Here is a 25,598-nt window from a genome sequence, read left to right on the forward strand (position 1 = left end):
GGCGATCCCCGGAGTTTCCTCATGGCCGTTCCCAAGAAGAAAACGTCGCCGTCGCGTCGCGGCATGCGCCGTTCGGCTGATGCCCTCAAGCAGCCCACCTATGTCGAGGACAAGGATTCGGGCGAACTGCGCCGTCCGCACCATGTCGATCTGAAGACCGGCATGTATCGCGGCCGCCAGATCCTGAAGCCCAAGGCCTGAGCGGCAGCGCGCTGCCGCGCCCGCACGCGATCGCTTTCGGATGATGTCCGGGATGCAGGAACCGGCCTCTGGGCCGGTTTTCTCGTTTGCGCCATAACGCTAGCCCTTCTGCCGGCAATCGCCTCGCTGGACGCAGCAGCGCGGCGGCTCAGGCAGACCGCACAGTCCTCGGCGCGAGAACGGGCGCCGCGCCGCTGGCGCTGGCCGCCCTGTAGAGTCCTGCCGCCTGCGTCGGCTCCGCGCGCCTGTGCCGGCGATAGGCCGGCGCTCCGGCCCGGCAGGCCAGCAACTGCGCCACGAACCTGGCATCCGCGGCCTTGTAGCCCGCAGCGGGGCCCGGCGGCGACACGGCCGCGTCCGCTTCGGGCGTGTTGGGGACCACGATGACCGGCAAGAGCCTCTGCCTCGCCGGACCTTGCCCCACTCTGGCATCAGCCTGTTCCGTCATGGCGCATTCCTTCCGCCTCGCCCTCATCATTTCGCCATACTCGCAAACGTCGTTCCATCCTTAACGCCAATTTAAGTGGCCCGCAGCATGATCGGGAAAGTCTTTTCGCGCCGGCGCAGGAAGCAGCCGGACATTCTTGAAGCGCCGAATCTGGCGAGGAGTTCCGCAATGCCGACCGATGCACGCCTCAACGAGCCGGTCGATCCGAGGGATGTGCTCAGCTCGATCGGCGAAGTCGTCTACACCTGGGACATGGACACGGATGACCTGCGATGGGGCCCCAATGCGCCCGACATCATGGGCGCCGCCAACATGGATGCGCTATCGAAGGGAATCGGCTTCGCGCGGCTGGTGGAGCCCGGCGCCGGCCGCAGCCGCTATGACGCCATCATGGACGCCCCGGGCACCGACCTTGGCGATGGCGTGCCCTACCGCACGCGCTTCGTCATCCTCCTGGGCGACCGCAAGATGTGGGCCGAAGACACCGGGCGCTGGTTCGCAGGCATTGACGGCGGCCCCGTGCGCGCACGCGGCGTGCTGCGCCTGGAACGGCCCGTCACCGACACCGACCTCGTCAACCAGAGCTTCACCATCTGCGATCGCGCCGCCCTTGTGCAGCGCCTGGAGGAGCTCATGGCCGACCAGATGCCGGCCAACCGCTCGGTGGTGGTGCTGGTTGCGGCCATCGACGACCTCACGCGCATCAATGATGATTTCGGCCACGAGGCGACGGACGAGATCCTGATCGCCGTGCAGGAGCGGCTCCGCTCGGTGATGCGCGCCCGCGACCGGCTCATGCGCTATTCATCGAACCGCTTCGCCATCACTCTCACGGGCTGCCCCACAGGCCAGATCGAGACGGCCGCCAAGCGCTTCATCCGGGCGGTCTCCAAGTTTGCCATCGAGACCAGCCGCGGCATCGCACTGATACGCATACGCATCGGCGCTGCGGTCGCGCCCGATATCACGCGCCATAGCGGCGCGCTGCTGACCGCCGCCGAAGCCGCGCTCATGGAAGTGCGGCGCGGCCCACTCGAATCCATTGTGATCGCGCGCAGCGCCGAACCGGCCCGCACTGGCGCCGGCACCGGCGCCCTCGACCACGAGGCGCTCGTCGCGCTGAACGAGCGCCGGATCAAGCTGGCCCGCCAGCCGATCGTACGCGCCACGGACCGTTCGCTGGCCCTGCATGAGGGTCTGGTGAGGATAGAGCGTCGCGACGGCGCCTATTTCGCGCCGGGCGACCTGCTGCCCATGCTGGAGCGGCGCGGCCTTGTGCGCCTGTTCGACCACCGCGTGCTGGAAATCGCCGTCAGCGGGCTGGCGCGCGATGCCGAGGCCGTCCTGTCCATCAACGTGTCCCCGATCTCGCTGACCGACCCGGTGTGGCTTGACGCCTTCCGCATGCTGATGCGGACCCATGCCGGCCTCAGCGAGCGCCTCGTCATCGAGGTCACCGAGACCGCCACCATCTCCCACGCCGAGGAGAGCCGGCGCATCCTCGGCATCATCAAGGATTTCGGCTGCCGCATCGCCATCGACGATTTCGGCGCAGGCCACACTTCCTTGCGCCATCTGCGCGATTTTCCGATCGACATCCTCAAGCTCGACGGCGCCTTCACGCAGAACCTGTCGCGCTCCACCGATGATCGCTTCTTCGTGCGGACCTTGCTCGATCTCGCCCAGCATCTCGGGGTGGAAACGGTGGCGGAATGGGTCGACAACGAACCCGCCGCGCGCATGCTGGCTGAGTGGGGCGTGACCTATCTCCAGGGCCACCTCACCGGCGCCGCCGAGCTGTGGGATGACCATGCCCCGCCGGGCGCCGCGACGCGCGCGGCCTGACGGGCGCGCTCAGGAGGCGCCGGAGAGCTTGTCCAGCTTGTCGCGCATCGCCGCCATTTCCTGGCGAAGCGTCTCGAGTTCGCCCTCCGCAGCCGTCTTCCCTCCTGCGGGCTTGTCCGAAGCCTGCGCGCCGGCTTCAGCGGCAGCCTTGCCGGCGAACGGCGCGAACATGCGCATGGCGTCGCCGAAGATCTTCATGTTGGCGCGGGTCTGCGCCTCCATCGCCTCCATCGCCTTGGTCCCGAACGGATTGGCGCCGAAGGCGTTGGTGAGGTGGTCGCGATAGGTGTGCTGCTCGCGCGTCAGGCTGTCGATCGACATCTCAAGATAGCGCGGCACCAGCACCTGCAGGCTGTCGCCATAAAAGCGGATGAGCTGGCGCAGGAACGCGATGGGCAGGAGGTTCTGCCCGGTCTTGCTCTCCTCCTCGAAGATGATCTGCGCCAGCACCGAGCGGGTGATGTCCTCGCCGCTTTTCGCATCATAGACGAGGAACTCCTCGCCATTGCGGACCAGCCGCGCCAGATCCTCGAGCGTCACATAAGAGCTGGTTCCAGTGTGATAGAGTCGCCGGTTGGCGTATTTCTTGATGACGGTCGGCTCTTTCTCAACTGCCATAACATTCCTTGCCGCGCTCACTGCGCACGGGATTGACGATCAAAAATGATGCACCACGATAACCGGTTGTGCACTGCCCGCAAGGGGCGAATGTGGCCGGGCAAGGCCTCCCGCAGCCGGCATCGCCACATTTGTTGCGAAACAAAGCCTGGAAAGCGGCTGCATTGAATTGATCTGGGTGCTTGACGCAGGCCGTTGCGGCTTCGACAAGAGCAGGTGAACGCGCCAATTCGGGCGAAACGGACAGCACGGGAAGGAACTCCTCTCATGGCATCACAGGACATCGTGATCGTCGGCGCGGCGCGCACGGCGGTCGGCGCCTTCAACGGCGCGTTTGCGGGCACCCCCGCCCACGAGCTTGGCGCAGCCGCCATCAAGGCCGCGCTGGCGCGGGCCGGCGTCGACGCTGCGGACGTGAACGAGGTCATCATGGGCCAGATCCTGACGGCCGGACAGGGGCAGAACCCTGCGCGTCAGGCGGCCATGGCGGCGGGCGTGCCGCAGGAGGCTTCGGCCTGGGGCATCAACCAGCTGTGCGGCTCGGGCCTGCGCGCGGTGGCGCTGGGGATGCAGCAGATCGCCAATGGCGACGCCTCCGTCATTGTGGCCGGCGGGCAGGAGTCCATGTCGCTGGCCCCACACGTCGCGCATCTGCGCGCGGGCACCAGGATGGGCGACATGAAGATGCTCGACACCATGCTCAAGGATGGCCTGCTCGACGCCTTCCACGGCTACCACATGGGCAACACCGCCGAGAACGTCGCCAACAAGTGGCAGATCACCCGCGACGAGCAGGACGCCTTCGCGGTCGCATCGCAGAACAAGGCCGAGGCCGCGCAGAAGGCCGGCCGCTTCAAGGACGAGATCGTGCCCTTCACCATCTCGACCCGGAAGGGCGACATCGTGGTGGACACGGACGAGTATCCCAAGCACGGCACCACGCTGGACGGCCTGGGCAAGCTCAAGCCGGCCTTCTCCAAGGATGGCTCGGTCACGGCCGCCAACGCCTCCGGCATCAATGATGGCGGCGGCGCGGTGGTGCTGATGACGGCGGCCGAGGCCGCGCGCCGCGGCCTCACTCCGCTCGCCCGCATCGTCTCCTGGGCCACGGCTGGCGTCGATCCCGCCATCATGGGCACGGGCCCGATCCCGGCTTCGCGCAAGGCATTGGAGAAGGCCGGCTGGAAGACCTCCGACCTCGACCTGATCGAAGCCAACGAGGCCTTCGCCGCGCAGGCCATCGCCGTGAACAAGGACATGGGCTGGGACACCGACAAGGTGAACGTCAATGGCGGCGCCATCGCCATCGGCCACCCCATCGGCGCCTCGGGCGCCCGCGTTCTGGTCACGCTGCTCCATGAAATGGGCCGGCGCGACGCCAAGAAGGGCCTCGCCACCCTGTGCATCGGCGGCGGTATGGGCGTCGCCATGTGCCTGGAGCGCTGAGCCAGCCTCGATGGCTCCCCGACATGCTCCGGCGGGACCGCTCGGCGGTCTCGCCTCCCGCCACAAGCTCCACATCAAAGACAAGACTGACTGAGGGAAGGATACATCATGGGACGGGTTGCATTGGTCACGGGCGGCAGCCGCGGAATCGGCGCCGCTATTTCAAAGGCGCTTCAGGCCGCCGGCTACAGGGTCGCCGCCACCTATGCCGGCAATGACGAGGCCGCCGCAGCATTCACCCAGGAGACAGGCATCCCGACCTACAAGTGGGATGTGTCGGATTTCGATGCCTGCACCGCCGGCATCGCCAGGGTCGAGGCCGATCTTGGCCCCGTCGAGGTGCTGGTCAACAATGCCGGCATCACCAGGGACGGCATGTTCCACAAGATGACCAGGGAGCAGTGGTATGCGGTCATCAACACCAACCTCAACTCGCTCTTCAACATGACCCGCCCGGTCTGGGAAGGCATGCGCGCGCGCAAGTTCGGCCGCGTGATCTGCATTTCCTCGATCAACGGGCAGAAGGGGCAGATGGGCCAGGTGAACTACTCGGCCGCCAAGGCGGGCGACATCGGCTTCGCCAAGGCGCTCGCCCAGGAAGGCGCGCGCGCCGGCATCACCGTCAACACGATCTGCCCGGGCTACATCGCCACCGAGATGGTGCGCGCCATCGACCCGGCCGTGATCGAGAAGTCGATCCTGCCCCTTATCCCGGTGGGCCGACTGGGCGAGCCGGAGGAGATCGCGCGGGCTGTGGTCTTCCTGGCCTCCGACGAAGCCGGCTTCATCACCGGCTCGACGCTGAGCGCCAATGGCGGGCAATACATGGCCTGAGGCAGGCTCTGCCCCCCGCGCCGCGCCGGCCTTGCGCCGGCGGACGCGCCGATGTCAGGCCTCGGCCGCCCTCGCGGCGCGGTGAAGCTGCGCCATCGACTCGACGAGGTCGGTGATCTGCCGCCTGACCTTGCTGTCGCCGATCGAGATGAAGGCGCGGGCCAGCTGCTGGCCATCCGACATGGCCACCATCCTGTGCACGAAGGCGGCAGCCGGCGCCTCGCCTTCGGCATCGGCCTGGGTCGCGTCATCCGAACCTTCGAAGAAGAAGGAGATCGGCACCTCCAGCGCCTGCGCCACGAGCTGCAGGCGGGCCGGCCCGATGCGGCTCATGCCCTTCTCGTATTTCTGCAACTGCTGGAAGGAGGTGCCGATCTTCTCGGCCAGCTCCTTCTGCGTCAGCCCGTTGAGCAGGCGTCGCATGCGCATGCGCGAGCCGACAAACACGTCAACCGGCTGTTTCGTCCTCATGACCAGGCTCCCGCGAATCGGAAGGAGCCTAGGCAGTCATGGTTAACGAGGCCTGACCGGCAGGTTGGCGCTCGGGCTGAAGTCCGTTTGCACGCGGGACCGGATCACACCGTGACCTGCGTGCCGACCTCGACCACGCGCCCCGTCGGGATCTGGAAATAGCTGGTCGCATCGGTGGCGCTGCGCGCCATGGAGATGAACAGCCGGTCCTGCCACATCGGCATGCCTGAACTGGCCGAGGCCCGCAGCGAGCGGCGCGACAGGAAGAACGAGGTCGACATGATGTCGAACTTGAAGCCCTGCTTGCGGAGGATGGCGAGGCCCTTGGGAATGTTGGGGCTCTCCATGTAGCCGTAACGCATCTCCATGCGCCAGAACCCGTCGGAGATCGGCTCGATCCTGACGCGTTCCTCCTCGTCGATGCGCGGCACGTCGAGCGAGCGCACCGTGACGATGGCGTTCTTCTCGTGCAGCACCTTGTTGTGCTTGAGGTTGTGCAGCAGCGCCGCCGGCGCCACCACCGGATCGCCCGTGAGGAAAAGCGCGGTGCCCTTGACCTTGTGCGGCGGGCTTTTCAACAGCATGTTGAGCAGTTCGGCCAGCGGCACGTCGGCCTTGCGCGTCTTCTCGAACAGGATGCCGGAGCCCCGAACCCAGGTCGCCATCAGCATGACCAGCCCCGCAGCCAGCATCACCGGCACGAAACCGCCATGGAAAAGCTTGAGCATGTTGGCGGTGAAGAAGGCGACGTCTATGGCAAGGAAAGGCAGGATCACGACGCATGTGGTGGCGAGGCTCCAGCGCCAGCCCTTCCAGATCACGATGAAGGCGAGGAGGGCGTCGACCATCATCGCGCCGAACACCGAGATGCCATAGGCGTTGGCAAGCCCTGATGAGGATCGGAATGACCAGACCAAAGCCAGCACGACCACGAGCAGGATCCAGTTGACGCGCGGCATGTAGATTTGCCCGTGAGTATGCTCGGACGTGTGACGAACCTCCATGCGCGGCAGGATGCCGAGCTGGATCGCCTGCCGCGTCAGCGAGAACGCGCCGGTGATGACCGCCTGACTGGCGACGATGGTGGCGATGGTGGCGAGGATCACCAGCGGCAGGATGAGGAAATCAGGCGCCAGCTTGTAGAACGGGTTATCGATCGTGGACGGATCATGCAGGATCAGCGCGCCCTGCCCCAGGTAATTGAGCCACAACGCCGGAAACACCATGAAGAACCAGGCGCTCTGGATAGGGCCACGCCCGAAATGGCCCATGTCGGCATAAAGCGCCTCGGCTCCGGTCACCGCGAGGCAAACTGTCCCCAGCACCACGAGCGACACGCCGGGATGGTTGACGAAGAACATCACGCCATAAAGCGGGTTGATCGAGGCGAAGACGCCGAAATCATCCTGGATATGATAGATTCCAAGGCCCGCGAGCGTGAGGAACCAGATCCCCATGATCGGGCCGAACCATTTCGCGACCCGCTCGGTGCCTCCGCTCTGCATGGCAAAGAGCCCGATCAGGATGGCCGAGGCGATATACACGACATAGGGCTCGAAAGCCGGGGTGACGAGCTTGAGTCCCTCGACCGCGGACAGCACCGAGATCGCCGGCGTGATCACCGCGTCGCCATAGAACAGCGCGGCGCCGAGCATTCCAAGGCCAAGGACCCAGCCTGTGCCCTTTGCCTTGCCGACCGCCCGCTGCGCCAGCGCGACCAGCGTCAGCGTGCCGCCTTCGCCGTTGTTGTTGGCGCGCAGCAGGATGAGAACGTACTTGATCGAGACGACAAGGACGAGCGACCACAGGATGAGCGATAGCACGCCGATGACGATGTCGCGCGGAACCTGCTGCACGACAGCAGTGCCGTGCCCGCCATGGCTGCCGATCGCTCCCGTCATCGCCGCATTGATCGTCTCGCGCAGAGCGTAGAGCGGGCTGGTGCCGATGTCGCCATAGACGACCCCCAGCGCTCCGACGACCAGCGCGCCATAACCGGCTGTGTGATGCCCACCTGCATGACCAGCCGATGCTCCCGCCGATGCTCCCGCCGCCTGGCCAGGCGGGGGATCGTCAGGCGGGGGATCGCCAAGTCCGAAGCGCTTTTCGTCCTTGGAGGGGGACGTCTTGTCGGAAGCCATCAGACATCTCCGCGCATGCGGCACTGCAACAAAAGGATGCCGGCTCTAGCACATCCCGCCAACCATTCAAATGCGGCCGAAGCGGGGGACATGCGCCCATCAGCTCATCTCGAAGCGATCCGCGGCGCGGCCCGCAGCCCCGATCCCATAGCGGGTCTCGATATAGGCTTCCACCATCGTCTTGAACTCGGCGGCGATGGTGGGGCCGCGCAAGGTCGTCGTCTTCCGTCCGTCGACGAACACGGGCGCTGTCGGCGCCTCTCCCGTACCGGGGAGCGAGATGCCGATGTCCGCATGCTTGGACTCGCCCGGGCCGTTGACGATGCAGCCCATCACCGCGACATTGAGCGACTCCACGCCTGGATAGCGCGACTTCCACTCCGGCATGGACGCATGGATCCAGTTCTGGATGTCGCGCGCCAGCTCCTGGAAGACGGTGGATGTGGTGCGCCCGCAGCCGGGGCAGGCCGCCACCAGCGGCACGAAAGCGCGGAAGCCCATGGTCTGGAGCAGCTCCTGCGCTGCCTTGACCTCAAGTGAGCGGTCGCCGCCCGGCTCCGGCGTGAGCGAAAAGCGGATTGTGTCGCCGATGCCGTCCTGCAGCAGCACGCCGAGCGCGGCAGAGGAGGCGACGATGCCCTTGGAGCCCATGCCTGCCTCGGTGAGGCCAAGGTGGATGGCGTAATCCGAGCGGCGGGCCAACTCGCGATAGACCGAGATCAGGTCCTGCACGCCCGACACCTTGGCCGAGAGCACGATGCGGTTGCGCGGCAGGCCGATCTCCTCGGCCCGCGCCGCAGACAGCAGCGCCGACTGCACCATGGCCTCGCGCGTGACGGCCCGCGCCTCGAGCGGGCGCTCGGAACCCGCGTTGATGTCCATCAGATGCGTCAGCAGCTCCTGGTCGAGCGAACCCCAGTTCGCGCCGATGCGGACAGCCTTGCCGTGGCGGATCGCCATTTCGACGATCTGCGAGAACTGACGGTCCTTCTTGTCCTTGAAACCGACATTGCCCGGGTTGATGCGATACTTGGCGAGCGCCTCGGCGCAGGCCGGATGGTCGGCGAGCAGCTTGTGCCCGATGTAATGGAAGTCGCCGACCAGCGGCACATTGACGCCCATGCGCGCCAGCCGGTCGCGCACATGGGGCACGGCCGCAGCCGCCTCCTCGCGATCAACGGTGATCCGCACCAGTTCCGAGCCGGCCCGCGCCAGCGCCGCCACCTGCGCGACCGTGGCGGATATGTCGGCCGTGTCGGTGTTGGTCATGGACTGCACGACGATCGGCGCGCCGCCGCCCACCGTCACACCGCCTATGTCGACCGGCACGCTCCTGTGGCGCGCACGGGGACCCGCTGCAGCCACGGCTGCAGCCAGGGCCAGTTCGCCGGAAAGGTCGTTCATCGGATGGTTCACTCTTCGAGCTTGGGAAGCACGCGCCCGTGTCCCTGACACGGCAAAGGCCTCGCCCAGAAAGACCTTGCCCATAGAGAACTTGCCCAGACCGCTGCTGGCGTCAAGCCGGGAGAGGGCCGGATGCCGCCATCTCCCCCTGCGCCGGCAGCTGAGCGTCACCAACACGCCAGGGCGCGCGCCGTTGCACTCGGCCCGCGACTTGTTACATGTTCACGCAACAGGAACAAAGGACCACGCCATGCTCCGCGCCACTTCCGTCATCCGCAAGCCGGCCGTCAGGGCCGACAAGATTGCCGACACCGTGGTCCTTGACCATGAGGGCCGCCAGCGCCGCCGCGCAATGCTGCGCACCGTCGGCGGCCTCGACGTGCTGCTCGATCTCGACAAGGCCGGCGTTCTCGGCGAGGGCGATGGCCTGAAGCTCGAGGATGGCCGGTTGATCGCGGTCAGCGCAGCGGAGCAGGAACTGCTTGAGGTGCGCGCCGAGAACCCTCTGCGGCTGATGAGGTTGGCCTGGCATATCGGCAACCGACATACGCCGGCCGAGATCACCGCTGACGCGCTCTACATCGAACATGACCACGTTCTGGCCGAGATGATCCGCGGCCAGGGCTGCTCGATCGCAAAGGTGATGCGTCCCTTCAAGCCCGAGCGCGGCGCCTATGACCATGCCGGGCACGACCACGCGGGGCACGATCACGCGGAACACGCACATGGCCATGACCATCATGGCCATGACCATGCGGCCCATCAGCATGCGGCCCATCAACACGCGGCCCATGAACACGCGGCGCATGAACACGAGGCGCATGAACACGCGGCCCATCAACACGCGGCCCATGAACACGAGGCCCATGAACATGCGGCGCATGCGCACGGCCCCGATTGCGGCTGTGGTCATGACCACCATCATCACGAGCATTCCCACGACGTGCTCGATGTCGCCACGCCCCGTGGCGCCGGCAGCCACGATCATGCTCACGCCCATGGCCACGATCATGACCATGACCATCACCGTGCCGCTCACGGCGACGATCACGCCCACCATCACGACCATGCTCACGGGCATGCGGCACGGGCCAGGCATGACCACTGAGGCCCGCCAGACCGTCCCATGGAGGCCGGCATCGCGGCCAGCGGCGTGAGCGAGCATCAACTGCGCCTGCTGGCCTGGTTTTCACCCTCCTATCCGGTCGGCGCCTTCGCCTATTCGCATGGCCTCGAATGGGCTCAGGAAGCCGGGCAGATCGTCGATGCCGACGGCCTTCGCGCCTGGCTGACCGATCTGGTCGAGCATGGCGCCGGTCGTCAGGATTCCATCCTGCTGGCCGCCTCCTGGCGGGCTGGCATGGAGGATGACTGGGCGGCGCTTGCCTCGGTCGCCGAGCTTGCCCTCGCCATGGCGAGTTCGTCCGAGCGGCGCATGGAGACTGTCACGCAAGGCAACGCCTTCATCCTCGCCAGCCGCGCGGCCCATGACTGCGCCGCCTTCGACGCCTTTGCCGCCTCATGGGACGAGGACGTGCCCTATCCCGTGGCGGTGGCGGTCGCCGGCGCGGGCCATCGCGTGCCGCTCGAGGAACTGCTTCCGGCCTTCGGGCTCGGATTTGTGGCCAATCTGGTTTCGGCGGCGGTGCGCCTCGGCATCCTGGGGCAGACTGATGGCCAGAAGGTGCTGGCCGCGCTCATGCCGGCCGTGGCGGCCCTGGCCAGGGCAGCGCGGCATTCGGGGCTGGATGATCTCGGCGCTTGCGCGTTCCGCTCGGATGTCGCCTCATTGCGGCACGAAACCCAGTATTCGAGGCTGTTCCGTTCATGAATGCTTCCCCTAACGGCCCGCTTCGGGTCGGCATCGGCGGCCCGGTCGGCTCCGGCAAGACGGCCCTCATGGAGATGCTGTGCAAGGCGATGCGCGACGCGTACGAGTTGTGCGCCATCACCAATGACATCTACACCAAGGAGGACGCCCGGCTTCTCGCCGTGGCCGGAGCCCTGCCCGTGGAGCGCATCATGGGCGTCGAAACCGGCGGCTGCCCGCACACAGCCATCCGCGAGGATTGCTCCATCAACCTTGCGGCCGTGGCCGAGATGCGGCGGCGCTTTCCCGCGCTCGACCTCATCCTGATCGAATCGGGCGGTGACAACCTCGCCGCCACCTTCTCGCCGGAGCTGGCCGATCTGTGCATCTACGTGATCGATGTCGCGGCTGGCGAAAAGATTCCACGCAAGGGCGGCCCCGGCATCACACGCTCCGACCTGCTCGCGATCAACAAGATCGATCTGGCGCCCCATGTCGGCGCCGATCTCTCGGTGATGGACCGCGACGCCGGACTGATGCGCGGCAAGCGCCCTTACGTCTTCACCAACATGAAGACCGGCCAGGGCCTCGCCGAGATCCGCGCCTTCATCGAAGAGGCCGGCGGGCTCAGGCGCAAGGGGTGCTGACGGTCGATCATCGTTCTGCGCTCAGCAATCCTGCCCTGGTGAGCGCGCCGGCTGAAAACCCGAAGCTTCGGTTCGGCATCGTAGATGGCCCTCCGAGGTCGATGATTGTCAGCGCCCGACAAAGCTCTATCATGCGTCGCAAGCCGAAAGCGGCGGCATACGCGGAGGAATTCATGGTTCGTCTTAACGTCAATGGCGCGATCCGGGAGATAGATGCGGAACCGGATACTCCCCTTCTCTGGGCCATCCGCGAGCAGATCGGCCTCACGGGCACCAAATATGGCTGCGGCGTGGCCGCTTGCGGGGCCTGCACGGTCCATGTCGACGGCGTGCCCACCAGATCTTGCGCCTTCCCCGTGTCGGATTTCAAACCCGAACAGAAGATCGTCACCATCGAGGGTCTCTCGGCGGATTCGTCGCACGCAGTGCAACGCGCCTGGGCAGAACTCGATGTGCCGCAATGCGGCTATTGCCAGAGCGGACAGATCCTGGCGGCCGTCGCCCTGCTGAAGGAATTCCCCAGGCCGACCGACGCGCAGATCGACGAAGCGATGACCAACATCTGCCGTTGCGGCACCTATAACCGCATCCGCGCTGCGGTGAAGCGCGCCTCCGAATTGAGCGCAGGGTGATCGTCATGACGCAGCCGCACCCATCTTCTTCGATCACCGATTTCCAGCTGTCCCGTCGGGGCTTCCTCGTCGCCGCCGCCGCTGGCGGATTGTCCATAGGCATGGCCTTGCCACTCGGCGAAGCGGCCGCGCAGGCTGCGACCCCGGAGATCAACGCATGGGTGCTGATCCGCCCCGACGACACAATCGTCGTACGCATCGCCCGCGTCGAGATGGGACAGGGAACGCTCACCGGCCTTTGCCAACTCGTCGCCGAAGAACTCAACGCGGACTGGTCCAAGGTCACGTGGGAATATCCGACACCTGGCCAGAACGTCGCGCGCAACCGCGTCTGGGGCAACTTCCAGACCGCCGGCAGCCAGGGCATCCGCCAATCCCAGGATTACGTCCGCAAGGGCGGCGCAGCCGCGCGGATGATGCTGGTGCAGGCTGCGGCTGATCAATGGGGCGTTCCCGCTGCGGATTGCCGGGCCGAGAAGGGCGTCGTCACGCATGCCGCATCGGGCCGATCGACGACCTATGGCAAGGTGGCGGATGCGGCTTCGAAGCTGCAGGCGCCAACCGAAATCGCGCTCCGCGATCCGAAGGACTGGACCATCGCCGGCAAGTCGCTGAAGCGCCTCGACACGCCTGACAAGATCAACGGCAAACAGCTCTACTCGATCGACCTCAGGCAGCCCGGCATGCTGAACGCAGCCATCAAGGCCTGCCCCGTTTTCGGCGGCAAGGTCGCGAGCTTCGATGCCGACAAGGTGAAGGGGATGGCCGGCGTCAAGGCCGTTCTCCAGGTCGGGGACGACGCGGTCGCCGTCGTGGCGGATACGTGGTGGCGCGCCAGGAAGGCGCTGGAAGCTCTTCCCGTCGCCTGGAACGAAGGGGCCAACGCCGGGATGAACACGCCCGCCGTCCTTGCGACCCTTCGCGAGGGGCTCGAGGCCAGCGAGGCCTTTGTCGGCAACGAGCGCGGCGACGTGAAGGCCGGCCTTGCCGGCGCCGCCCGCGTCATCGAGGCCACGTATCAGGTGCCGCATCAGCACCATGCGACGATGGAGCCGATGAATGCGACGGCACTCTGGACGCCCTCGCGCTGCGAGGTCTGGACATCGACGCAGAACGGTGAATCCGCGTTGGCCACGGCTGTCTCGGCATCCGGCCTGCCGATTGGACAATGCGAGGTCTACCGCCAGCATCTCGGCGGCGGCTTCGGCCGACGTGCGACCAGCCACGACTTCGTCCGCCAGGCCGTGCAGATTGCAAAGCAGTTGCCCGGAATCCCGGTCAAGCTGATCTGGTCGCGCGAGGAGGACATGGCCCATGGCTGGTATCATCCTGTGACAATGGCCAGGCTGACGGGCGGACTGGACGCTGACGGCAATCTTGTGGCCCTGCGCATGCGCATCTCCGGCCAGTCCATCCTGGCCACCGTCAATCCCAACGCTCTCCAGAATGGGCGCGATCCGATCGTGTTCCAGGGGCTCAATCCTGCCGGCGCGGAGGGTCAGTTCGGCTATACGGTGCCGAACCTCCTGATCGACCACGCCATGCGCAATCCCGGCGTGCCTGCGGGCTTCTGGCGCGGCGTCAACAACAACCAGAACGCCATCTACACCGAGTGCTTCATCGACGAACTCGCCCATGCTGCGGGCCAGGACCCCCTTGCCTTCCGCCGCAGGCTGATGGCGAACCATCCCAAGCATCTCGCCGTGCTGAACGCAGTCGCCGAGAAGGCGGGCTGGGGGACGCCGACGGCGCCGGGAGTGTTCCGTGGCATCTGCCAGCACATGGGCTACGGGTCCTATGTCGCGGCCTGCGCCGAGGTTTCCGTCTCGCCGTCCGGGGAATTGAAGATCCTCCGGATTGTGGCCGCCACGAATTCCGGCCATGTGGTCAACCCGCAGCAGGTGGAGGCGCAGATCGAAGGCTCGTTCGCGTATGGGCTTTCGGCGATCCTGTTCAGCGAAATCACGGTCAAGGACGGCCGTGTCGAGCAACTCAACTTCGACACCTATCCGATCCTGCGGATGGCCGACATGCCGAAGGTCGAGAGCATCCTGATGCCTTCGGGCGATTTCTGGGGTGGCGTCGGCGAGCCGACGATCTTCGTCGCCGCGCCCGCGGTGATGAACGCCATCTTCGCTGCGACCGGCAAGCGCGTCCGCGAGTTCCCGCTCGTCAAGACGGATCTCAGGCGGGCATGATCAGGTCGGCGCAGGGTGTTTTCTGCGCTGCCCTCATGGCGGCGGCGTTCCTTCAGCCGGCGTGGGCCGCGCCCGCTGCGCCGCCGGCGGGCGCCATCGCTTGTTCAGGGTGCCACGGAGTTGGCGGCGACAGCGCGATGCCTTCGCTTGCCGGACAGAGCGCCGAGCAGATCGCATCCGCGATGCGCGGCTTCAAGACAGGCGACCGGCCCGCCACGTTGATGGGCCGCATCGCCCGCGGCTTCAGCGACGACGAACTCGACGCCATCGCGCGCTGGCTGGCGAACCGATGATGCAAGGCATGACCAGACGCGCCGCGGTCAGCGGTGCGCTCGCCGCGGCGATGGCATCGCCGGCCATTAGTCAGGCTCGTCGGCCAGCGATAGCCGTGGTCGGCGGCGGCTTCGCCGGCGGCGCGGCGGCGCGCGCGCTCGCCGCCAGGGGTTTCGATGTAACCCTGGTCGAGCCTTCCGCCGCCTACGTCGCATGTCCCTTGTCCAATGCGGTGATCGGCGGCTTGCGGAGCATGAGCGCGCAGACCTTCGGCTATGAGGGGTTGAGGAAGGCTGGCATCCGCCTCGTGACGGCCGCGGCTTCCGCTATCGACGCCGAGGAGCGCCAGATTCGGCTCGAGACGGGCGATGCGCTCTCCTATGACCGTTTGGTTCTGGCGCCGGGCATCGAGGCGAGGGTCGATGGCGCCCTGCCGGGTTATGCTGCCGGCGCCGAGGAAACGATGCCGCATGCCTGGAAGGCCGGCCCCCAGACGGCGCTTCTCGCGCGCCAGCTCGCGGCGATGAAGGAGGGCGGCACGGTGCTGATGGCGATCCCCGCCAATCCCTATCGCTGCCCCCCGGGGCCCTACGAGCGGGCAAGCCTGATCGCGCATTTCCTGGAGCGCCATAATCCGCGCGCCAAGCTCATCCTGCTCGACGCCAAGGACGCATTCTCCAAGAGATCGCTGTTCCAGGCAGCCTGGGCCGAACTCTACCCGGGCCTGATCGAATGGGTGCCGCTATCGGGAGGCGGCAAGGTGACCGAGGTCGATGTTGGCGCCATGAGTCTGGTGACCGAGTTCGGTCGCCACCGAGGCGACGTCGTCAACGTGATCCCGCCCCAGCGAGCGGCCCCCATCGCCGTTGCGGCAGGCGTGGCGGATCGCTCGGGCTGGTGCCCCATCGATCCCATGACGTTCGAGTCACGCCTGCGTCCGGGAATCCATGTCGTCGGCGACGCCGCGATCATGGGCGCGATCCCGAAATCCGCCTTCGCCGCCCATGGCGAGGCGCTGGCAGCTGCGGAGGCGATTGCGGCGCTGGCAGCCGGCGTTGCGCCGCCCGAGCCGCGCCTCATCAACACTTGTTACAGCCTCGTCGCGCCCGATTACGGCATATCGGTCGCCGGGGTCTACCGGCCAGCAGCCAACGGACTCTTCGCAGACATCGCCGGCGCGGGCGGCGCCAGCGCAGCCGACGCCGGGCGGAATGCGAGGCGGGCGGAAGCCGCCTATGCCGAGGGTTGGTTCCGCAGGATCACCGCCGATGTTTTCGGTTAGCCTGATGGCCGCGGCATGCGGCGCGCTGGCGCTTGCCGGTCTGTTGACCGCGCCTGCCGCGGTGGCGTCCGCCATCGCGCCGGATCAGCCCTTGACGGCCTCGGCAGCGGATCCGGCCCGTGGCCGCGCCATCGTCGTCAATCGGCAAAGGGGCATGTGCCTGCTGTGTCATTCGGGCGACTTCCCCGAGATGCTCTTTCAAGGCACCATCGCGCCGAGCCTGGCCGGCGTCGGCTCCAGACTGCGTCCGGATGAACTCCGGCAACGCATGATCGACAGCCGCGTCGTCAACCCCGACACCATCATGCCGCCCTATTTCAGCGCCGAAGGTCTTGTCCGCGCTGCGGGACCGGACGTTCCGTTGCTTCATGCGCAGGACATCGAAGACATTGTTGCCTTCCTGTCGACTTTGCGGGAGCCTTGACCATGGCTGAAACCAGTATCCTGGCGAGCCGCCGTGATATCCTGCTCTGCGCCCTGGCGGCGGTCGCCGTCGGGCCGGCGGCGGCGACGCCCGCCTCGATGGCGAGCGCGATGGAGGCATTTGCGAGAGGCGCGCCGGTGCGGCCTGGCCGCGTCGCGCTCACCGTCCCGGCCCTGGTCGAAAATGGCAACGCCGTGCCGCTGACGATCGAGATCGACAGCCCCATGACCGAGGGTGATCACGTGAAGCGGATCGCTGTCTTCAACGAGCGCAACCCGCAGCCCAATGTCGCGACGTTCGAGCTCGGCCCTCGTGCCGGTCGGGCCAGGATATCGACCCGCATCCGGCTCGGCGACTCACAGCGGATCGCGGCCATCGCCGAAATGAGCGACGGTTCGCTCTGGTCAGGCACGGCCGATCTGATTGTGACGCTTCCCGCGTGCATCGAGCAATAGGACAAGGACATGGCGAAAGCCCTGATCAGCGTGCCGAAGATCGCGAAGAAGGGCGAGATCGTCGAGATCCGCATCCTCATCCAGCATGTCATGGAAACCGGCTTCCGGCCGATCCCAAATGGCGGCTTCGTCCCGCGCGACATCATCAACAGGGTTGTCTGCACCTATGACGGCGCTGTGGTTTTCGCAGCCGACCTCTACCCCGCCATGTCGGCCAATCCGTTCCTGGCCTTCTCGACTGTCGCGACCAGGACCGGGGCCGTGACCTTCCGATGGATCGACGACAAGGGCCGCTCGGAAAGCGATTCCGCCTTGATGACGGTCGAGGCATGAAGGTTTTCCTGGCGGCGCTGGCGATGCTGATCAACTTGCCCGCAGCGGCGCAGGACATGAGGCGCTCTGGCGCGGAGTTCATGAGCCCCGAGGCCCGCGCCATGCAGGCCGACGACGGCGCAAATCCGGCCATGCTGTCGGTTCTGGAAGGAGAAGCCCTCTGGAGCGCGTCGCCGCCCGGAGGAGCGCCCGCCTGCGCCGGCTGCCACGGCGATGCGCGCTCCTCCATGAGCGGAGCGGCGGCACGGCACCCGGCATTCGACGTCGCGACCGGTCAGGCGATCACGCTGGAAGGCCGCATCCGCTCTTGCCGGACGGAACGCCAGAAGGCTGAGCCTTTTGCGTGGGAGAGCCGCGAACTGCTTGCGCTCGCGGCCTTTGTCGCGCTGCAGTCGCGAGGGATGCGCATCTCGCCCTCAGATCCCAGGATCGCGCCGGCGGTTGCGCAAGGGCGCGAGCTTTACGGCCAGCGGCTGGGACGGCTCAACCTCGCCTGCCGCCACTGCCACGACGACAACGCCGGTCAGAGGCTCGGGTCCGCGCCGATTCCCGAGGCCCATCCGACCGCCTATCCGATCTATCGCCTCGAATGGCAGTCGTTGGGGTCGCTGCAACGGCGCCTGCGCGGCTGCCTCACCGGCGTGCGGGCGCGGCCCTATCTCTATGGTTCGCCCGAAATGGTCGCGCTGGAATCCTATCTGCGCGACAGGGCGGCCGGCATGATGATCGAGTCGCCCGGCGTCCGTCCCTGACAACCCGATTTAAAAATAGTTGAGGGATATCAGAATTTTACGATTCCCGTTCGGTGTTGGATCAAATGGGGTTCCCGATTGCCTGGGCTGCTATCGCTCGTGCCGGGCATGACCGTGATCGCTTGCGTTTTCCAGGCGATCTGACCGGCACACCCGGCTTGCCGATCTTCGTGCTGATCCGCGGGGCCGGCATTCAGGATCGTGATGGCGCTCCTGACCTGCTGAAGGCGATCCGTTTCCGCTGTCCGTGGCTGCGTCACATCTTCGCCGATGGCGGCTGCGCAGGCGACCAATTGAAGGACGCCATGGGCCGCCATGGCCGCTGGACAATCAAAATCGTCAAGCGATCCGATGCCGCAAGGGGCTTCGTGGTCCTGCCCCGCCGCCGGGTGGCCGAGCGAACCTTCGCATGGCTCAATCGATGCCGCCGTCTTGCCAAGGACTGGGAGAAATCCATCGAAAGCTCCACAGCCTTCGTCCATATCGCCAGCATCCGCATGCTCACGCGACGCAAGATACTCGATCTGCGCGTGAACTTTTGAACCGGGCTCTTGTGAGCCAGGTTCGGTTGCGCTACTGCCCCAGTGCTTTGGGGCGCGTGCCGCACGAAAAGGCTGCCATCCTATCAGAACATAGTGTTGCGATTATTGGACTTTTCTGGAACTGCCTGTTCTACGTCCCAGTGTTCGACTATCAGGCCGTTATCAACACGGAAAATGTCAACAACGGCGCTTCCCCGGTCGTTGACGTCGGCAGGGTTAACCTTGCAATGATTGTGGACAACCACGAGGCTGCCTTCGGCAATCACTCTCTTAATCTCACAACGGAAATTTGTTTTTTGGACGTAGGCGGCAAACCCTGCGATAAAAGCTGCCCGACCGTCAGCGCCATTTGGGTTGTGCTGGATGTATTTGTCGGCTGAGATGTACTTCAGCGCTGCTTCTTCGGGCTTGCGTTGTACGAAAGCGAGATCGAAAAATGCTGTCACGATTTGCTTGGGCGTTTGGTCAGCAGCCGCGGGAGCAGCCACCAAGATGCACGCGGATATCAATGACAACCGAATTCGGCTTGAACGCACCATAAGTTTTGCTTCCTGACAAAGAGAGTGAATCGGAATTCAAACTAGGAAAGATTTTCTAGCCACCTTTACTGCGATGCGCAACAATAAATGACCTTGCCCCCTGAAGAACGTCTCCCAGGGCTGAATGTGTATCATCGGTTTTGGAGGAACGGACATCACGGGAATCGTGCGGGCGCGCTATACGCTGGAGTTCAAGCAGGAGGCTGTTCGGCTGGTGCGTGGCGGTCAGTCGCTGTCGTCGGTTGCAAGGGGACTGGGCGTATCGGCGCAATCGATTGACAACTGGATGAAGGCGGACGCGGTCGGCGGTCTGAAGGAAGCCAAAGGCAAGCCTGTAAACGCGGACCAAATGGAGATTGCGCGGCTGAAGGCCGATCTGGCGAAGACGCGGATGGAGCGCGATATCCTGAAGAAAGCGGCGGCGTATCTTGCGAGAGAGTCGAAAGTAGAGATACGCCTTTGTCGAGCGACACGAGAGCCTCTGGCCGATCACTGTGCAATGCCGGGTTCTGGCCGTGAGCGCCAGCGGCTACCATCTACCATCAGCATCGGACACGGAGCAAAGCGCCGCATCAGCCGGGACGCATCCGCGATATGGCGCTTCTGGTCCATATCCGGGCGGTCTTTACCGAGATGAAAGGGGCCTATGGCTGGCCGAGTATGGCGCGACCTCGCCGCGCGCGCTGTTCATGCCGGCAAGGAGCAAGGCGCTGGAGCGCGCCGTCACTTGATCGCGATGCCCGCGAGGTTGGACGGCGCCACTTCACCGGTTCGCGGAATCGCGCCGTGGTTGGCAAGCATGTAGGCGACCACCGCCAGCTTCTGCTCGTCCGTGACGAGCGAAGGGTCCTGAAAAGGCATCAGCATCTGAAGATACTCGAACAGGCCCTGCGCATGTCCGAACTTCGATGCGATCATGGTTCCATTTCCCCAGATCGGCGTTTGGAAAGCTTCGCCGCGCTTGCCATCCGCGCCATGGCACAGGACGCAGTGCTCGGCATAGAGGGCGCGCCCTTGCGCAACCTGGGCGCTGTCCTGCGCGACTGCGGGCGCTGCGGCCAGCGAGGCCGTGACAATCAATACTTCTCTGATCATTCGCTTCTATCCGTCAGGCAAAAGGGTGTGGCGGCTCCAAGGAGCCGCCACACACCCCTCAGACCACCTCGACCCGGAACTTGGGGATGGACCAATTGGCCATTCCAAGCGTGTTCAACGGAATCTGTTCCGGCTGGGAAACGCCGGCATTGTCCGTCGTGCGCGTCTCGATCGCGTGCTGACCTTTTGGTGCATCCCACGGGAAGCTGAAGCGGACCCAGGTGTACCTGCCGAGGTTCGGCTGCTGGATCGTCGCCCGCTGCCACGGGCCGCCGTCGATGCGGTATTCGACCGCGTTCACGCCGTGCTGCGGCGCCCAGGCATAGCCCCGCATCGTCTGGCGGCCAGCGCTGAGCTTCGGCACTTCGCCGCGCTTCAGTGGGTAATTCGCCGGCACGGAGGGCGACTTCTCCAGCACCAGCGGGATTGTCAATGTCGATTTCGGCGGCATCCAGGTGACCATCGGCCCCTTGATGTCGGCCGGCGTGATGCCCGGCAGGAACTCGTCAGCATTGGCGTCGAATGTCGGGGCCGCGTAGCTCGAACCGATATACACCTCGCCCTTGGTGTTGAGCCGCGACCATATCCGCTTGTCGGTGATGCGGATCTCGGTGACCCACTTGATCGACGCCGTGCCACCCCAACCCGGGACCACGATGCGGACCGGCGCGCCGTGATCGGGCGTGAGGGGGTTCCCGTTCATGGCATAGCAGACGCCGATGTCATCGGCCCGCGCTGCGATGTCGGCGAAGGGCATCGGGCGGCCCATGTCATTGCCGTCCACGCCGGACCAGAACAGCACGGTTACGGCATCTGGCTTCACCCCGCAGCGCGCGAAGATCTCGCTCATCGGCACATACTGCCATTCAGCCTGGCCTACCGCGCCCATCACCCAGTTGCCGCCGGCTACCTCCTGCCCGGAGAATCCCCCCTGCTCCCAGAACAGGGTGCGGCCGTTGCCATGGCATTCCATCGTGGCGATGATCGTGCGCGACGGCATCTTGAGCAGGTCGTTGTAGCTGATCTCGAGCGGATTCGAGACCGAAGCGCCATGGACCTTCAGCTTCCAGTTCTCGCGCGCCAACATCGGGCTGCGTTCGACCGTCGGCGTTGGATAATGGTTGCGGACGTAGAACTCCTCGATCGGAGTCATGAAGGTCGTGAAGTCCCAGTAGTTGCCCGATCTCACGGTCGCACCGATGTTGAGGACGCGGCTGTCGTCCTTCAGGATCGCACGGCGCGGCGGGGCTGCCGGCGCAGCTGCGGGAGCCGCAGCTGGCGCCTGCGCCAGAGCCGGGGTGGCTGCGGCCGCGCCGAAGGCAGCGGCCGATACGAACAGACTGCGGCGGTCAAGATTGGTCCCTTCCCTGAGGACCCGTTGAACAGTGGCGGCATCTTCCGCTTCGTGGCGTTTCGAACCCATGGCATCCCTCCGGATCGGTTTTGTCGGGCGCAACTCCTTGAGCCCGCCACATCATCCGCAGGAGTCTGGTTCAAGGCAAGCATGAACCGCATAAACGCTATATATTTCAATTATTTGTCAGGAAAATTGAACCGAGGGCGGGTTCTCTGTTTAAAAATTTGAACACTGCTTCACTTCTCGAGGCCAAGAAGCTTCATCCGGTTCCAGAGCGTCGTCCGCGAAACGCCCAGACGCTTCGCTGCTTCGCCCACGCGCCCCCTGTCTCCAGCATGATCCGCTCGATCTGCAGTCGCTCCGCCTCGCCGCGTGCGGCTCTCAGACTGGGTGGTGTTGACGGCTTGACATGGCGGCCCAGCAGCAGCCTGATCCGTTCCAGCAAATGTGCCATTTCAAACGGCTTGGTGATGTAATCGCCGGCGCCCGCCTTCATCAGACGCACTGCCTGCTCGATGTCTGCGAAGGCCGTCATGAACAGGAACGGAGTCCCGTTTCGGCTATGCGCGGTCATGAAGACATCCTCGCCTTTGCCATCCGGCAGCTTTAGATCGCAGACCACGAGATCGGGCGTGCTCGTGGACAAAGCCTTCACCGCATCGCTGCGAGTCCGCCACCATGTGACAGCGATCCCCTCGATCTGGAGGCGCTGGACGAGGGACTCGCCCATGATCGGGTCGTCCTCGACCAGGCCGATCCGGACATCACGCTCAGGCGACATGCTTCAAGGCCTCCGGTTCGGCGATCGGGAAGGTGATCCGCACAAGGGCGCCGCCCTCCATTCCCCGTGCGACATCCACCGCCCCGCGCAGTTCGACGATCAGTCGACGGGTCAGCCAAAGTCCGAGACCCACGCCAGCGGTGGCTGCGACGGGCTGGTCCGTCTTGCCCATAAGCAAGTGCGCGGCGGGCTGCGGCAGCCCATCGCCCTCGTCCTCGACCTCCAGGGACAACGCAACCTCTGTGGTCCAGATTGCAACGCGCAGCCGACCCCCCGCGGGGGAAGCGGCGGTCGCGTTCAATAAAAGGTTGAGCAAAATCTGGCGCACCGAAGAAGCCGGGAGCCGCACTGGCTCCGTCAACCCGTTTCTCCAATCCACCCGAAGCCCCTTGCGCGATGCTTCGGGTCCAATCAGCAGGCGCATGTCGTCCAGGTCGCTTGGGGTCAGGTCGCGCTGGTCGCGATCGGACCGATAGGTGGCCAACGCTGTCCTGACCACGTCCCTGATGCCGCGCAATCCGCGCTCGAGCAGGTCGAGCGAGGACGCGCGGATCGCTGGTTTCGCGCCATGCAGTTTCAACGTGTCGATGGTGTTGAACAGGCCGCCAAGTGGATTGTTGATCTCGTGCGCCATGCCGGAGGCCAGCCGGCCAAGACTTGCAAGCTTTTCCTCTTCCGCAAGCTGCCGCCCCAACGCCTCGCGCTCATTCTGCGCCTCTGCCATGGCGTTGAAACGGACGAAGAGACGGCCAAATTCGCTGTAGGCGGGCATGCCAGCAGGCAGCGCCACAGTCACGACACTTCCATCCGCGCTTCGGTCGAGGTGATCGGACAGCATCTTGAGTGGCGCAAGCATCCGGCGGATCAGCCAGTATCCGAGGGCTGCCAGGACGAGCGCTATCAGTGCGTTCGTAAGAAGCAGGGTGCGCAGCACCTCGCTGCGCTCCCCGAGCTGGCCGGAAATGTCGAAGTTCGCAAAGATCTGCCCGATGAACCGGTCCTGATAACGCAATGGCTTCAAGGCGGAGGCGACGCCGCGGCTCTCATTGATTTGAAGCGTCTGGCCGGCTGCGAAAGCTGGCAGTCTTCGGGTCGCATCCTCGCCAACAGCGAAGCCGCGCGGATCATCGGAAGCAAGGACGCGGCCGCCAGGATTGACGACAATGACGTGACGCACGCCCAGTTTTGCGCCGACCAAGCGACTGCGCTCGATTGCGTCGAAAATCTCCCACACATCGTCGCGCAAAACGTAGGGCGTGATCGCGGAAGCGAGGCTTTCGAGGTAAACGCTCGCGATCTGGGCAAGCTGACGCTGCTGCGTGTCGGCCAGGCGCGAGAGAAGCGCATTGGTGAGCACGGCGCTGACAGCGACCATGAATGCGGCAAACAGCATGGGCGCCTTGACCACAAGGGGCCACCGCAACGGGTTGATGGCTACGCCAGCCATGCGTCTCATTCCGCCCGCCTGACGCTCGCGACCAGCTGTGCGATCCCGTCGAACAGCGCTGGATCGGCCGCAGCGAAGCCGTCGAGCCTGAGCATGGCGAGCAACCGTCTGCCTGTTGGCTGCATTGACATGCCTGCCAAACTTGCCTGGAAGCGCCTGGTCTGCTCGGCCTCCGTCAGAGCTGTTGCTGTTGCAATGGGCGGAAAGCCCATCCACTCGGAGCGCCATACGACCTGCGTGCGGGCTGTCAGCTCCGGTTCAACTTCGTTTAGCACCTCCCAGACATAGCCATCCACCGACCCGGAGCGCGCGAGGCCTGACGCGACGGCTCGCACTACGTTGCGATGGCCATAGGTGAAGAAATTCCGGGCGAAGAACCCTTCCGGCCGCTGGCCCCGCACTGCCAGGAGGGCGCGGGTGACAAGAAAGCCGGAGTTGGAGTCGGGATCGGAAAAGGCGTGGGTGTCGCCGCGCAGGTCGTCAACGTTCGCCACAGGCCGGTCGCTGCCAGCAATCAGATACGCCTGATAGACGTTCCGCCCCCGCCAGGATGGCACGGCAACAAGCGCGAGCCGGTCGCGATAGGCGATGAACGGGTATCCGCAGATGCACGCAGCGTCGAGTTGACCAGAGACAAGCTCCGCCGTGATCTCCTGATAGGTGCGGCGCAGCACCAGACGAACCTCCCGCCCCATTGCCTCCGACAGATAAGACTGGAGGCCCTCAAGCAATGCCAGGTCGGAGGTGAGGAAGACAGGCGTCAGGCCAAACCGGAATGGCTGATCGGCTGCCCCACGCGGAATAGGCGCCGCGACCGCCGCCAGCGCCGCCAGCGCCGCCAGCGCAGCCCTCCGGCTGAAGTGGGACGCCGTTCCTGCGCCTTGCTGGTGCGCAACAAAACCTTCCGCCGATGCTGGCGCGCCCACGTCACGACCTCCCCGGTCAGGCCGCCTCACAAGTTGGCGGTCTTATAGCCCTATTCAAAAGTAGTTGAGCGATATCAGCAGGTTGTGATTCCCTTTTGGTTCTGGATCAAATGGGGTTTCCGATGACCTGGACTGCTGCCGTTCGTGCTGAGCATAACCGTGATCGCTTGCGTTTTCCAAGCGATCTGACCGACCGCGAATGGGCGTTGATCGCGCCGATGCTTCCTCCCGCCAGGCACGGCGGTCGGCCCAGAACCACAGACATGCATGATGTGGTGGGAGCGATCCTTTTCATCGCTTCGAGCGGTGGCCAGCGGCCTTGCCTGCCAGGTCGCGATCCCGTCGAGAACCGCGTCGGTGACGGCGCTGATGAGATCGGGCGAGACCTCGATGCCGTAGAGCTCGCGCAGATGCCCAACGATCTCCCGGGCGCTCATGCCGCGGGCATACATCGACACGATCTTGTCGTCGAAGCCCGGGAACCTGCGCTGATTCCTGGCGATCGCGCGGAACCTCCATCCGATCCATTATGACCGCCGGCACAGGCAAATCCTGACAGCCCCGGTTCATTCATGAGGCGGACTCGCCAGCAGTCTCCACGCCCTGATCGGGTGCTTCTTGAACACGATCAGGCCATTCCGTCGGATCGCCGGCCATTTCGGCAAAAGGGCCGAAAACGCCCTCGCCGCCGTGAACT

Annotated in this window: 27 protein-coding genes and 3 pseudogenes; 18 read left to right on the top strand and 12 right to left on the bottom strand. The window is 65.2% G+C overall.

All coding sequences use genetic code 11. From position 1 onward, the window contains the following. Positions 1–21 precede the first annotated feature (21 nt). The gene (locus tag HEQ16_17620) at positions 22–201 is read left to right on the top strand and encodes a 50S ribosomal protein L32 (protein ID MCO4055828.1); all 180 of its coding nucleotides are present in this window, start codon (positions 22–24) and stop codon (positions 199–201) included. Positions 202–349: 148 nt separating this feature from the next. On the opposite strand, the gene HEQ16_17625 is transcribed toward HEQ16_17620, so the two are convergent. Beyond that, entirely contained in the window at positions 350–649 is a 300-nt protein-coding gene (locus HEQ16_17625; GenBank protein ID MCO4055829.1) for a hypothetical protein, read from the bottom strand. A 168-nt stretch (positions 650–817) separates the two neighbouring features. Between HEQ16_17625 and HEQ16_17630 the strand changes: the two genes are divergently transcribed. Next, complete coding sequence (locus HEQ16_17630) at positions 818–2,494, top strand: bifunctional diguanylate cyclase/phosphodiesterase (protein MCO4055830.1); 1,677 nt, start codon at positions 818–820, stop codon at positions 2,492–2,494. 9 nt (positions 2,495–2,503) lie between these two features. On the opposite strand, the gene phaR is transcribed toward HEQ16_17630, so the two are convergent. Continuing rightward, positions 2,504–3,112, bottom strand: coding sequence for a polyhydroxyalkanoate synthesis repressor PhaR (phaR, locus tag HEQ16_17635; protein MCO4055831.1), 609 nt, complete (start codon positions 3,110–3,112; stop codon positions 2,504–2,506). A 267-nt stretch (positions 3,113–3,379) separates the two neighbouring features. On the opposite strand from phaR, the gene HEQ16_17640 reads away from it, so the two are divergent. Then, the gene (locus HEQ16_17640) at positions 3,380–4,558 is read left to right on the top strand and encodes an acetyl-CoA C-acetyltransferase (GenBank protein MCO4055832.1); all 1,179 of its coding nucleotides are present in this window, start codon (positions 3,380–3,382) and stop codon (positions 4,556–4,558) included. Positions 4,559–4,666: 108 nt separating this feature from the next. Continuing rightward, positions 4,667–5,392 (top strand): beta-ketoacyl-ACP reductase, encoded by a 726-nt coding sequence (locus tag HEQ16_17645; protein ID MCO4055833.1) that lies wholly within the window; start codon positions 4,667–4,669, stop codon positions 5,390–5,392. 54 nt (positions 5,393–5,446) lie between these two features. On the opposite strand, the gene HEQ16_17650 is transcribed toward HEQ16_17645, so the two are convergent. From HEQ16_17650 to ispG, 3 genes are all read right to left on the bottom strand, one after another. Then, complete coding sequence (locus HEQ16_17650) at positions 5,447–5,863, bottom strand: helix-turn-helix transcriptional regulator (GenBank protein MCO4055834.1); 417 nt, start codon at positions 5,861–5,863, stop codon at positions 5,447–5,449. 104 nt (positions 5,864–5,967) lie between these two features. Beyond that, positions 5,968–8,004, bottom strand: a complete 2,037-nt coding sequence (locus HEQ16_17655) for a potassium transporter Kup (GenBank protein ID MCO4055835.1) — start codon at positions 8,002–8,004, stop codon at positions 5,968–5,970. Positions 8,005–8,103: 99 nt separating this feature from the next. Continuing rightward, positions 8,104–9,408 carry a flavodoxin-dependent (E)-4-hydroxy-3-methylbut-2-enyl-diphosphate synthase gene (gene ispG / locus HEQ16_17660; protein MCO4055836.1) on the bottom strand — a complete coding sequence of 435 codons (1,305 nt, stop codon included), beginning with the start codon at positions 9,406–9,408 and terminating at the stop codon, positions 8,104–8,106. A gap of 250 nt (positions 9,409–9,658) precedes the next feature. Here ispG and HEQ16_17665 point away from each other — a divergent pair, with 250 nt between their 5' ends. The 12 genes and pseudogenes from HEQ16_17665 (at position 9,659) to HEQ16_17720 (ending at position 18,756) form a co-directional block, all read left to right on the top strand. Further along, positions 9,659–10,516, top strand: coding sequence for an urease accessory protein UreE (locus HEQ16_17665; protein MCO4055837.1), 858 nt, complete (start codon positions 9,659–9,661; stop codon positions 10,514–10,516). 18 nt (positions 10,517–10,534) lie between these two features. Beyond that, a complete protein-coding gene (locus HEQ16_17670) occupies positions 10,535–11,239 on the top strand; it encodes an urease accessory protein UreF (GenBank protein MCO4055838.1) in 705 nt (234 codons plus the stop codon). Next, on the top strand, positions 11,236–11,865 hold the full coding sequence (ureG, locus tag HEQ16_17675) for an urease accessory protein UreG (protein MCO4055839.1): 630 nt from the start codon (positions 11,236–11,238) through the stop codon (positions 11,863–11,865). The genes HEQ16_17670 and ureG overlap by 4 nt, the downstream gene beginning before the upstream one ends. Before the next feature lie 131 nt (positions 11,866–11,996). Continuing rightward, the gene (locus tag HEQ16_17680) at positions 11,997–12,497 is read left to right on the top strand and encodes a (2Fe-2S)-binding protein (protein ID MCO4055840.1); all 501 of its coding nucleotides are present in this window, start codon (positions 11,997–11,999) and stop codon (positions 12,495–12,497) included. Between the two features lie 5 nt (positions 12,498–12,502). Next, on the top strand, positions 12,503–14,695 hold the full coding sequence (locus HEQ16_17685) for a xanthine dehydrogenase family protein molybdopterin-binding subunit (GenBank protein ID MCO4055841.1): 2,193 nt from the start codon (positions 12,503–12,505) through the stop codon (positions 14,693–14,695). A gap of 35 nt (positions 14,696–14,730) precedes the next feature. Next, on the top strand, positions 14,731–14,988 hold the full coding sequence (locus HEQ16_17690) for a cytochrome C (GenBank protein ID MCO4055842.1): 258 nt from the start codon (positions 14,731–14,733) through the stop codon (positions 14,986–14,988). Continuing rightward, the gene (locus HEQ16_17695) at positions 14,988–16,250 is read left to right on the top strand and encodes an FAD-dependent oxidoreductase (GenBank protein ID MCO4055843.1); all 1,263 of its coding nucleotides are present in this window, start codon (positions 14,988–14,990) and stop codon (positions 16,248–16,250) included. The genes HEQ16_17690 and HEQ16_17695 overlap by 1 nt, the downstream gene beginning before the upstream one ends. 4 nt (positions 16,251–16,254) lie before the next feature. Next, complete coding sequence (gene soxX, locus HEQ16_17700) at positions 16,255–16,674, top strand: sulfur oxidation c-type cytochrome SoxX (GenBank protein MCO4055844.1); 420 nt, start codon at positions 16,255–16,257, stop codon at positions 16,672–16,674. 2 nt (positions 16,675–16,676) lie between these two features. Next, positions 16,677–17,129 carry a SoxY-related AACIE arm protein gene (locus tag HEQ16_17705; protein MCO4055845.1) on the top strand — a complete coding sequence of 151 codons (453 nt, stop codon included), beginning with the start codon at positions 16,677–16,679 and terminating at the stop codon, positions 17,127–17,129. 9 nt (positions 17,130–17,138) lie between these two features. Beyond that, a complete protein-coding gene (gene soxZ / locus HEQ16_17710; protein ID MCO4055846.1) occupies positions 17,139–17,462 on the top strand; it encodes a thiosulfate oxidation carrier complex protein SoxZ in 324 nt (107 codons plus the stop codon). After that, a complete protein-coding gene (gene soxA / locus HEQ16_17715; protein ID MCO4055847.1) occupies positions 17,402–18,214 on the top strand; it encodes a sulfur oxidation c-type cytochrome SoxA in 813 nt (270 codons plus the stop codon). Before soxZ ends, soxA begins: the two co-directional genes overlap by 61 nt. 140 nt (positions 18,215–18,354) lie before the next feature. Continuing rightward, positions 18,355–18,756: pseudogene (locus HEQ16_17720) on the top strand (transposase). An 83-nt stretch (positions 18,757–18,839) separates the two neighbouring features. Here the strand turns inward: HEQ16_17720 and HEQ16_17725 are convergent. Continuing rightward, positions 18,840–19,295: a SnoaL-like domain-containing protein gene (locus HEQ16_17725; GenBank protein ID MCO4055848.1), complete on the bottom strand. Its 456-nt coding sequence runs from the start codon at positions 19,293–19,295 to the stop codon at positions 18,840–18,842. A 124-nt stretch (positions 19,296–19,419) separates the two neighbouring features. Here HEQ16_17725 and HEQ16_17730 point away from each other — a divergent pair, with 124 nt between their 5' ends. Beyond that, a complete protein-coding gene (locus tag HEQ16_17730) occupies positions 19,420–19,932 on the top strand; it encodes a transposase (GenBank protein MCO4055849.1) in 513 nt (170 codons plus the stop codon). A gap of 86 nt (positions 19,933–20,018) precedes the next feature. Here HEQ16_17730 and HEQ16_17735 read toward each other — a convergent pair whose 3' ends face one another. From HEQ16_17735 to HEQ16_17755, 5 genes are all read right to left on the bottom strand, one after another. Next, positions 20,019–20,390, bottom strand: a complete 372-nt coding sequence (locus tag HEQ16_17735) for a cytochrome c (protein MCO4055850.1) — start codon at positions 20,388–20,390, stop codon at positions 20,019–20,021. A 58-nt stretch (positions 20,391–20,448) separates the two neighbouring features. Further along, positions 20,449–21,813 carry a molybdopterin-dependent oxidoreductase gene (locus HEQ16_17740; protein MCO4055851.1) on the bottom strand — a complete coding sequence of 455 codons (1,365 nt, stop codon included), beginning with the start codon at positions 21,811–21,813 and terminating at the stop codon, positions 20,449–20,451. A 193-nt stretch (positions 21,814–22,006) separates the two neighbouring features. Then, positions 22,007–22,528, bottom strand: coding sequence for a response regulator (locus HEQ16_17745; protein ID MCO4055852.1), 522 nt, complete (start codon positions 22,526–22,528; stop codon positions 22,007–22,009). Beyond that, positions 22,518–23,975 (bottom strand): HAMP domain-containing histidine kinase, encoded by a 1,458-nt coding sequence (locus HEQ16_17750; protein ID MCO4055853.1) that lies wholly within the window; start codon positions 23,973–23,975, stop codon positions 22,518–22,520. The genes HEQ16_17745 and HEQ16_17750 overlap by 11 nt, the downstream gene beginning before the upstream one ends. 5 nt (positions 23,976–23,980) lie before the next feature. After that, positions 23,981–24,901: a PhnD/SsuA/transferrin family substrate-binding protein gene (locus tag HEQ16_17755; GenBank protein MCO4055854.1), complete on the bottom strand. Its 921-nt coding sequence runs from the start codon at positions 24,899–24,901 to the stop codon at positions 23,981–23,983. Positions 24,902–25,023: 122 nt separating this feature from the next. Between HEQ16_17755 and HEQ16_17760 the strand changes: the two are divergent. Further along, positions 25,024–25,233: pseudogene (locus HEQ16_17760) on the top strand (transposase). Here HEQ16_17760 and HEQ16_17765 read toward each other — a convergent pair. Then, a pseudogene (locus HEQ16_17765) lies at positions 25,150–25,404 on the bottom strand (transposase). The pseudogenes HEQ16_17760 and HEQ16_17765 overlap by 84 nt on opposite strands. Positions 25,405–25,598: the final 194 nt, after the last annotated feature.

The sequence above is a fragment of the Bosea sp. (in: a-proteobacteria) genome, assembly GCA_023910605.1.
Classification (GTDB): domain Bacteria; phylum Pseudomonadota; class Alphaproteobacteria; order Rhizobiales; family Beijerinckiaceae; genus Allobosea.

Coding starts and splice junctions, on each gene's coding strand:
- HEQ16_17620 (MCO4055828.1), top strand. CDS start 22: ATGGCCGTTCCCAAGAAGAAAACGTCGCCGTCGCGTCGCGGCATGCGC.
- HEQ16_17625 (MCO4055829.1), bottom strand. CDS start 649: ATGACGGAACAGGCTGATGCCAGAGTGGGGCAAGGTCCGGCGAGGCAG.
- HEQ16_17630 (MCO4055830.1), top strand. CDS start 818: ATGCCGACCGATGCACGCCTCAACGAGCCGGTCGATCCGAGGGATGTG.
- phaR (MCO4055831.1), bottom strand. CDS start 3,112: ATGGCAGTTGAGAAAGAGCCGACCGTCATCAAGAAATACGCCAACCGG.
- HEQ16_17640 (MCO4055832.1), top strand. CDS start 3,380: ATGGCATCACAGGACATCGTGATCGTCGGCGCGGCGCGCACGGCGGTC.
- HEQ16_17645 (MCO4055833.1), top strand. CDS start 4,667: ATGGGACGGGTTGCATTGGTCACGGGCGGCAGCCGCGGAATCGGCGCC.
- HEQ16_17650 (MCO4055834.1), bottom strand. CDS start 5,863: ATGAGGACGAAACAGCCGGTTGACGTGTTTGTCGGCTCGCGCATGCGC.
- HEQ16_17655 (MCO4055835.1), bottom strand. CDS start 8,004: ATGGCTTCCGACAAGACGTCCCCCTCCAAGGACGAAAAGCGCTTCGGA.
- ispG (MCO4055836.1), bottom strand. CDS start 9,408: ATGAACGACCTTTCCGGCGAACTGGCCCTGGCTGCAGCCGTGGCTGCA.
- HEQ16_17665 (MCO4055837.1), top strand. CDS start 9,659: ATGCTCCGCGCCACTTCCGTCATCCGCAAGCCGGCCGTCAGGGCCGAC.
- HEQ16_17670 (MCO4055838.1), top strand. CDS start 10,535: ATGGAGGCCGGCATCGCGGCCAGCGGCGTGAGCGAGCATCAACTGCGC.
- ureG (MCO4055839.1), top strand. CDS start 11,236: ATGAATGCTTCCCCTAACGGCCCGCTTCGGGTCGGCATCGGCGGCCCG.
- HEQ16_17680 (MCO4055840.1), top strand. CDS start 11,997: ATGCGTCGCAAGCCGAAAGCGGCGGCATACGCGGAGGAATTCATGGTT.
- HEQ16_17685 (MCO4055841.1), top strand. CDS start 12,503: ATGACGCAGCCGCACCCATCTTCTTCGATCACCGATTTCCAGCTGTCC.
- HEQ16_17690 (MCO4055842.1), top strand. CDS start 14,731: ATGGCGGCGGCGTTCCTTCAGCCGGCGTGGGCCGCGCCCGCTGCGCCG.
- HEQ16_17695 (MCO4055843.1), top strand. CDS start 14,988: ATGCAAGGCATGACCAGACGCGCCGCGGTCAGCGGTGCGCTCGCCGCG.
- soxX (MCO4055844.1), top strand. CDS start 16,255: ATGGCCGCGGCATGCGGCGCGCTGGCGCTTGCCGGTCTGTTGACCGCG.
- HEQ16_17705 (MCO4055845.1), top strand. CDS start 16,677: ATGGCTGAAACCAGTATCCTGGCGAGCCGCCGTGATATCCTGCTCTGC.
- soxZ (MCO4055846.1), top strand. CDS start 17,139: ATGGCGAAAGCCCTGATCAGCGTGCCGAAGATCGCGAAGAAGGGCGAG.
- soxA (MCO4055847.1), top strand. CDS start 17,402: ATGGATCGACGACAAGGGCCGCTCGGAAAGCGATTCCGCCTTGATGAC.
- HEQ16_17725 (MCO4055848.1), bottom strand. CDS start 19,295: ATGGTGCGTTCAAGCCGAATTCGGTTGTCATTGATATCCGCGTGCATC.
- HEQ16_17730 (MCO4055849.1), top strand. CDS start 19,420: ATGTGTATCATCGGTTTTGGAGGAACGGACATCACGGGAATCGTGCGG.
- HEQ16_17735 (MCO4055850.1), bottom strand. CDS start 20,390: ATGATCAGAGAAGTATTGATTGTCACGGCCTCGCTGGCCGCAGCGCCC.
- HEQ16_17740 (MCO4055851.1), bottom strand. CDS start 21,813: ATGGGTTCGAAACGCCACGAAGCGGAAGATGCCGCCACTGTTCAACGG.
- HEQ16_17745 (MCO4055852.1), bottom strand. CDS start 22,528: ATGTCGCCTGAGCGTGATGTCCGGATCGGCCTGGTCGAGGACGACCCG.
- HEQ16_17750 (MCO4055853.1), bottom strand. CDS start 23,975: ATGGCTGGCGTAGCCATCAACCCGTTGCGGTGGCCCCTTGTGGTCAAG.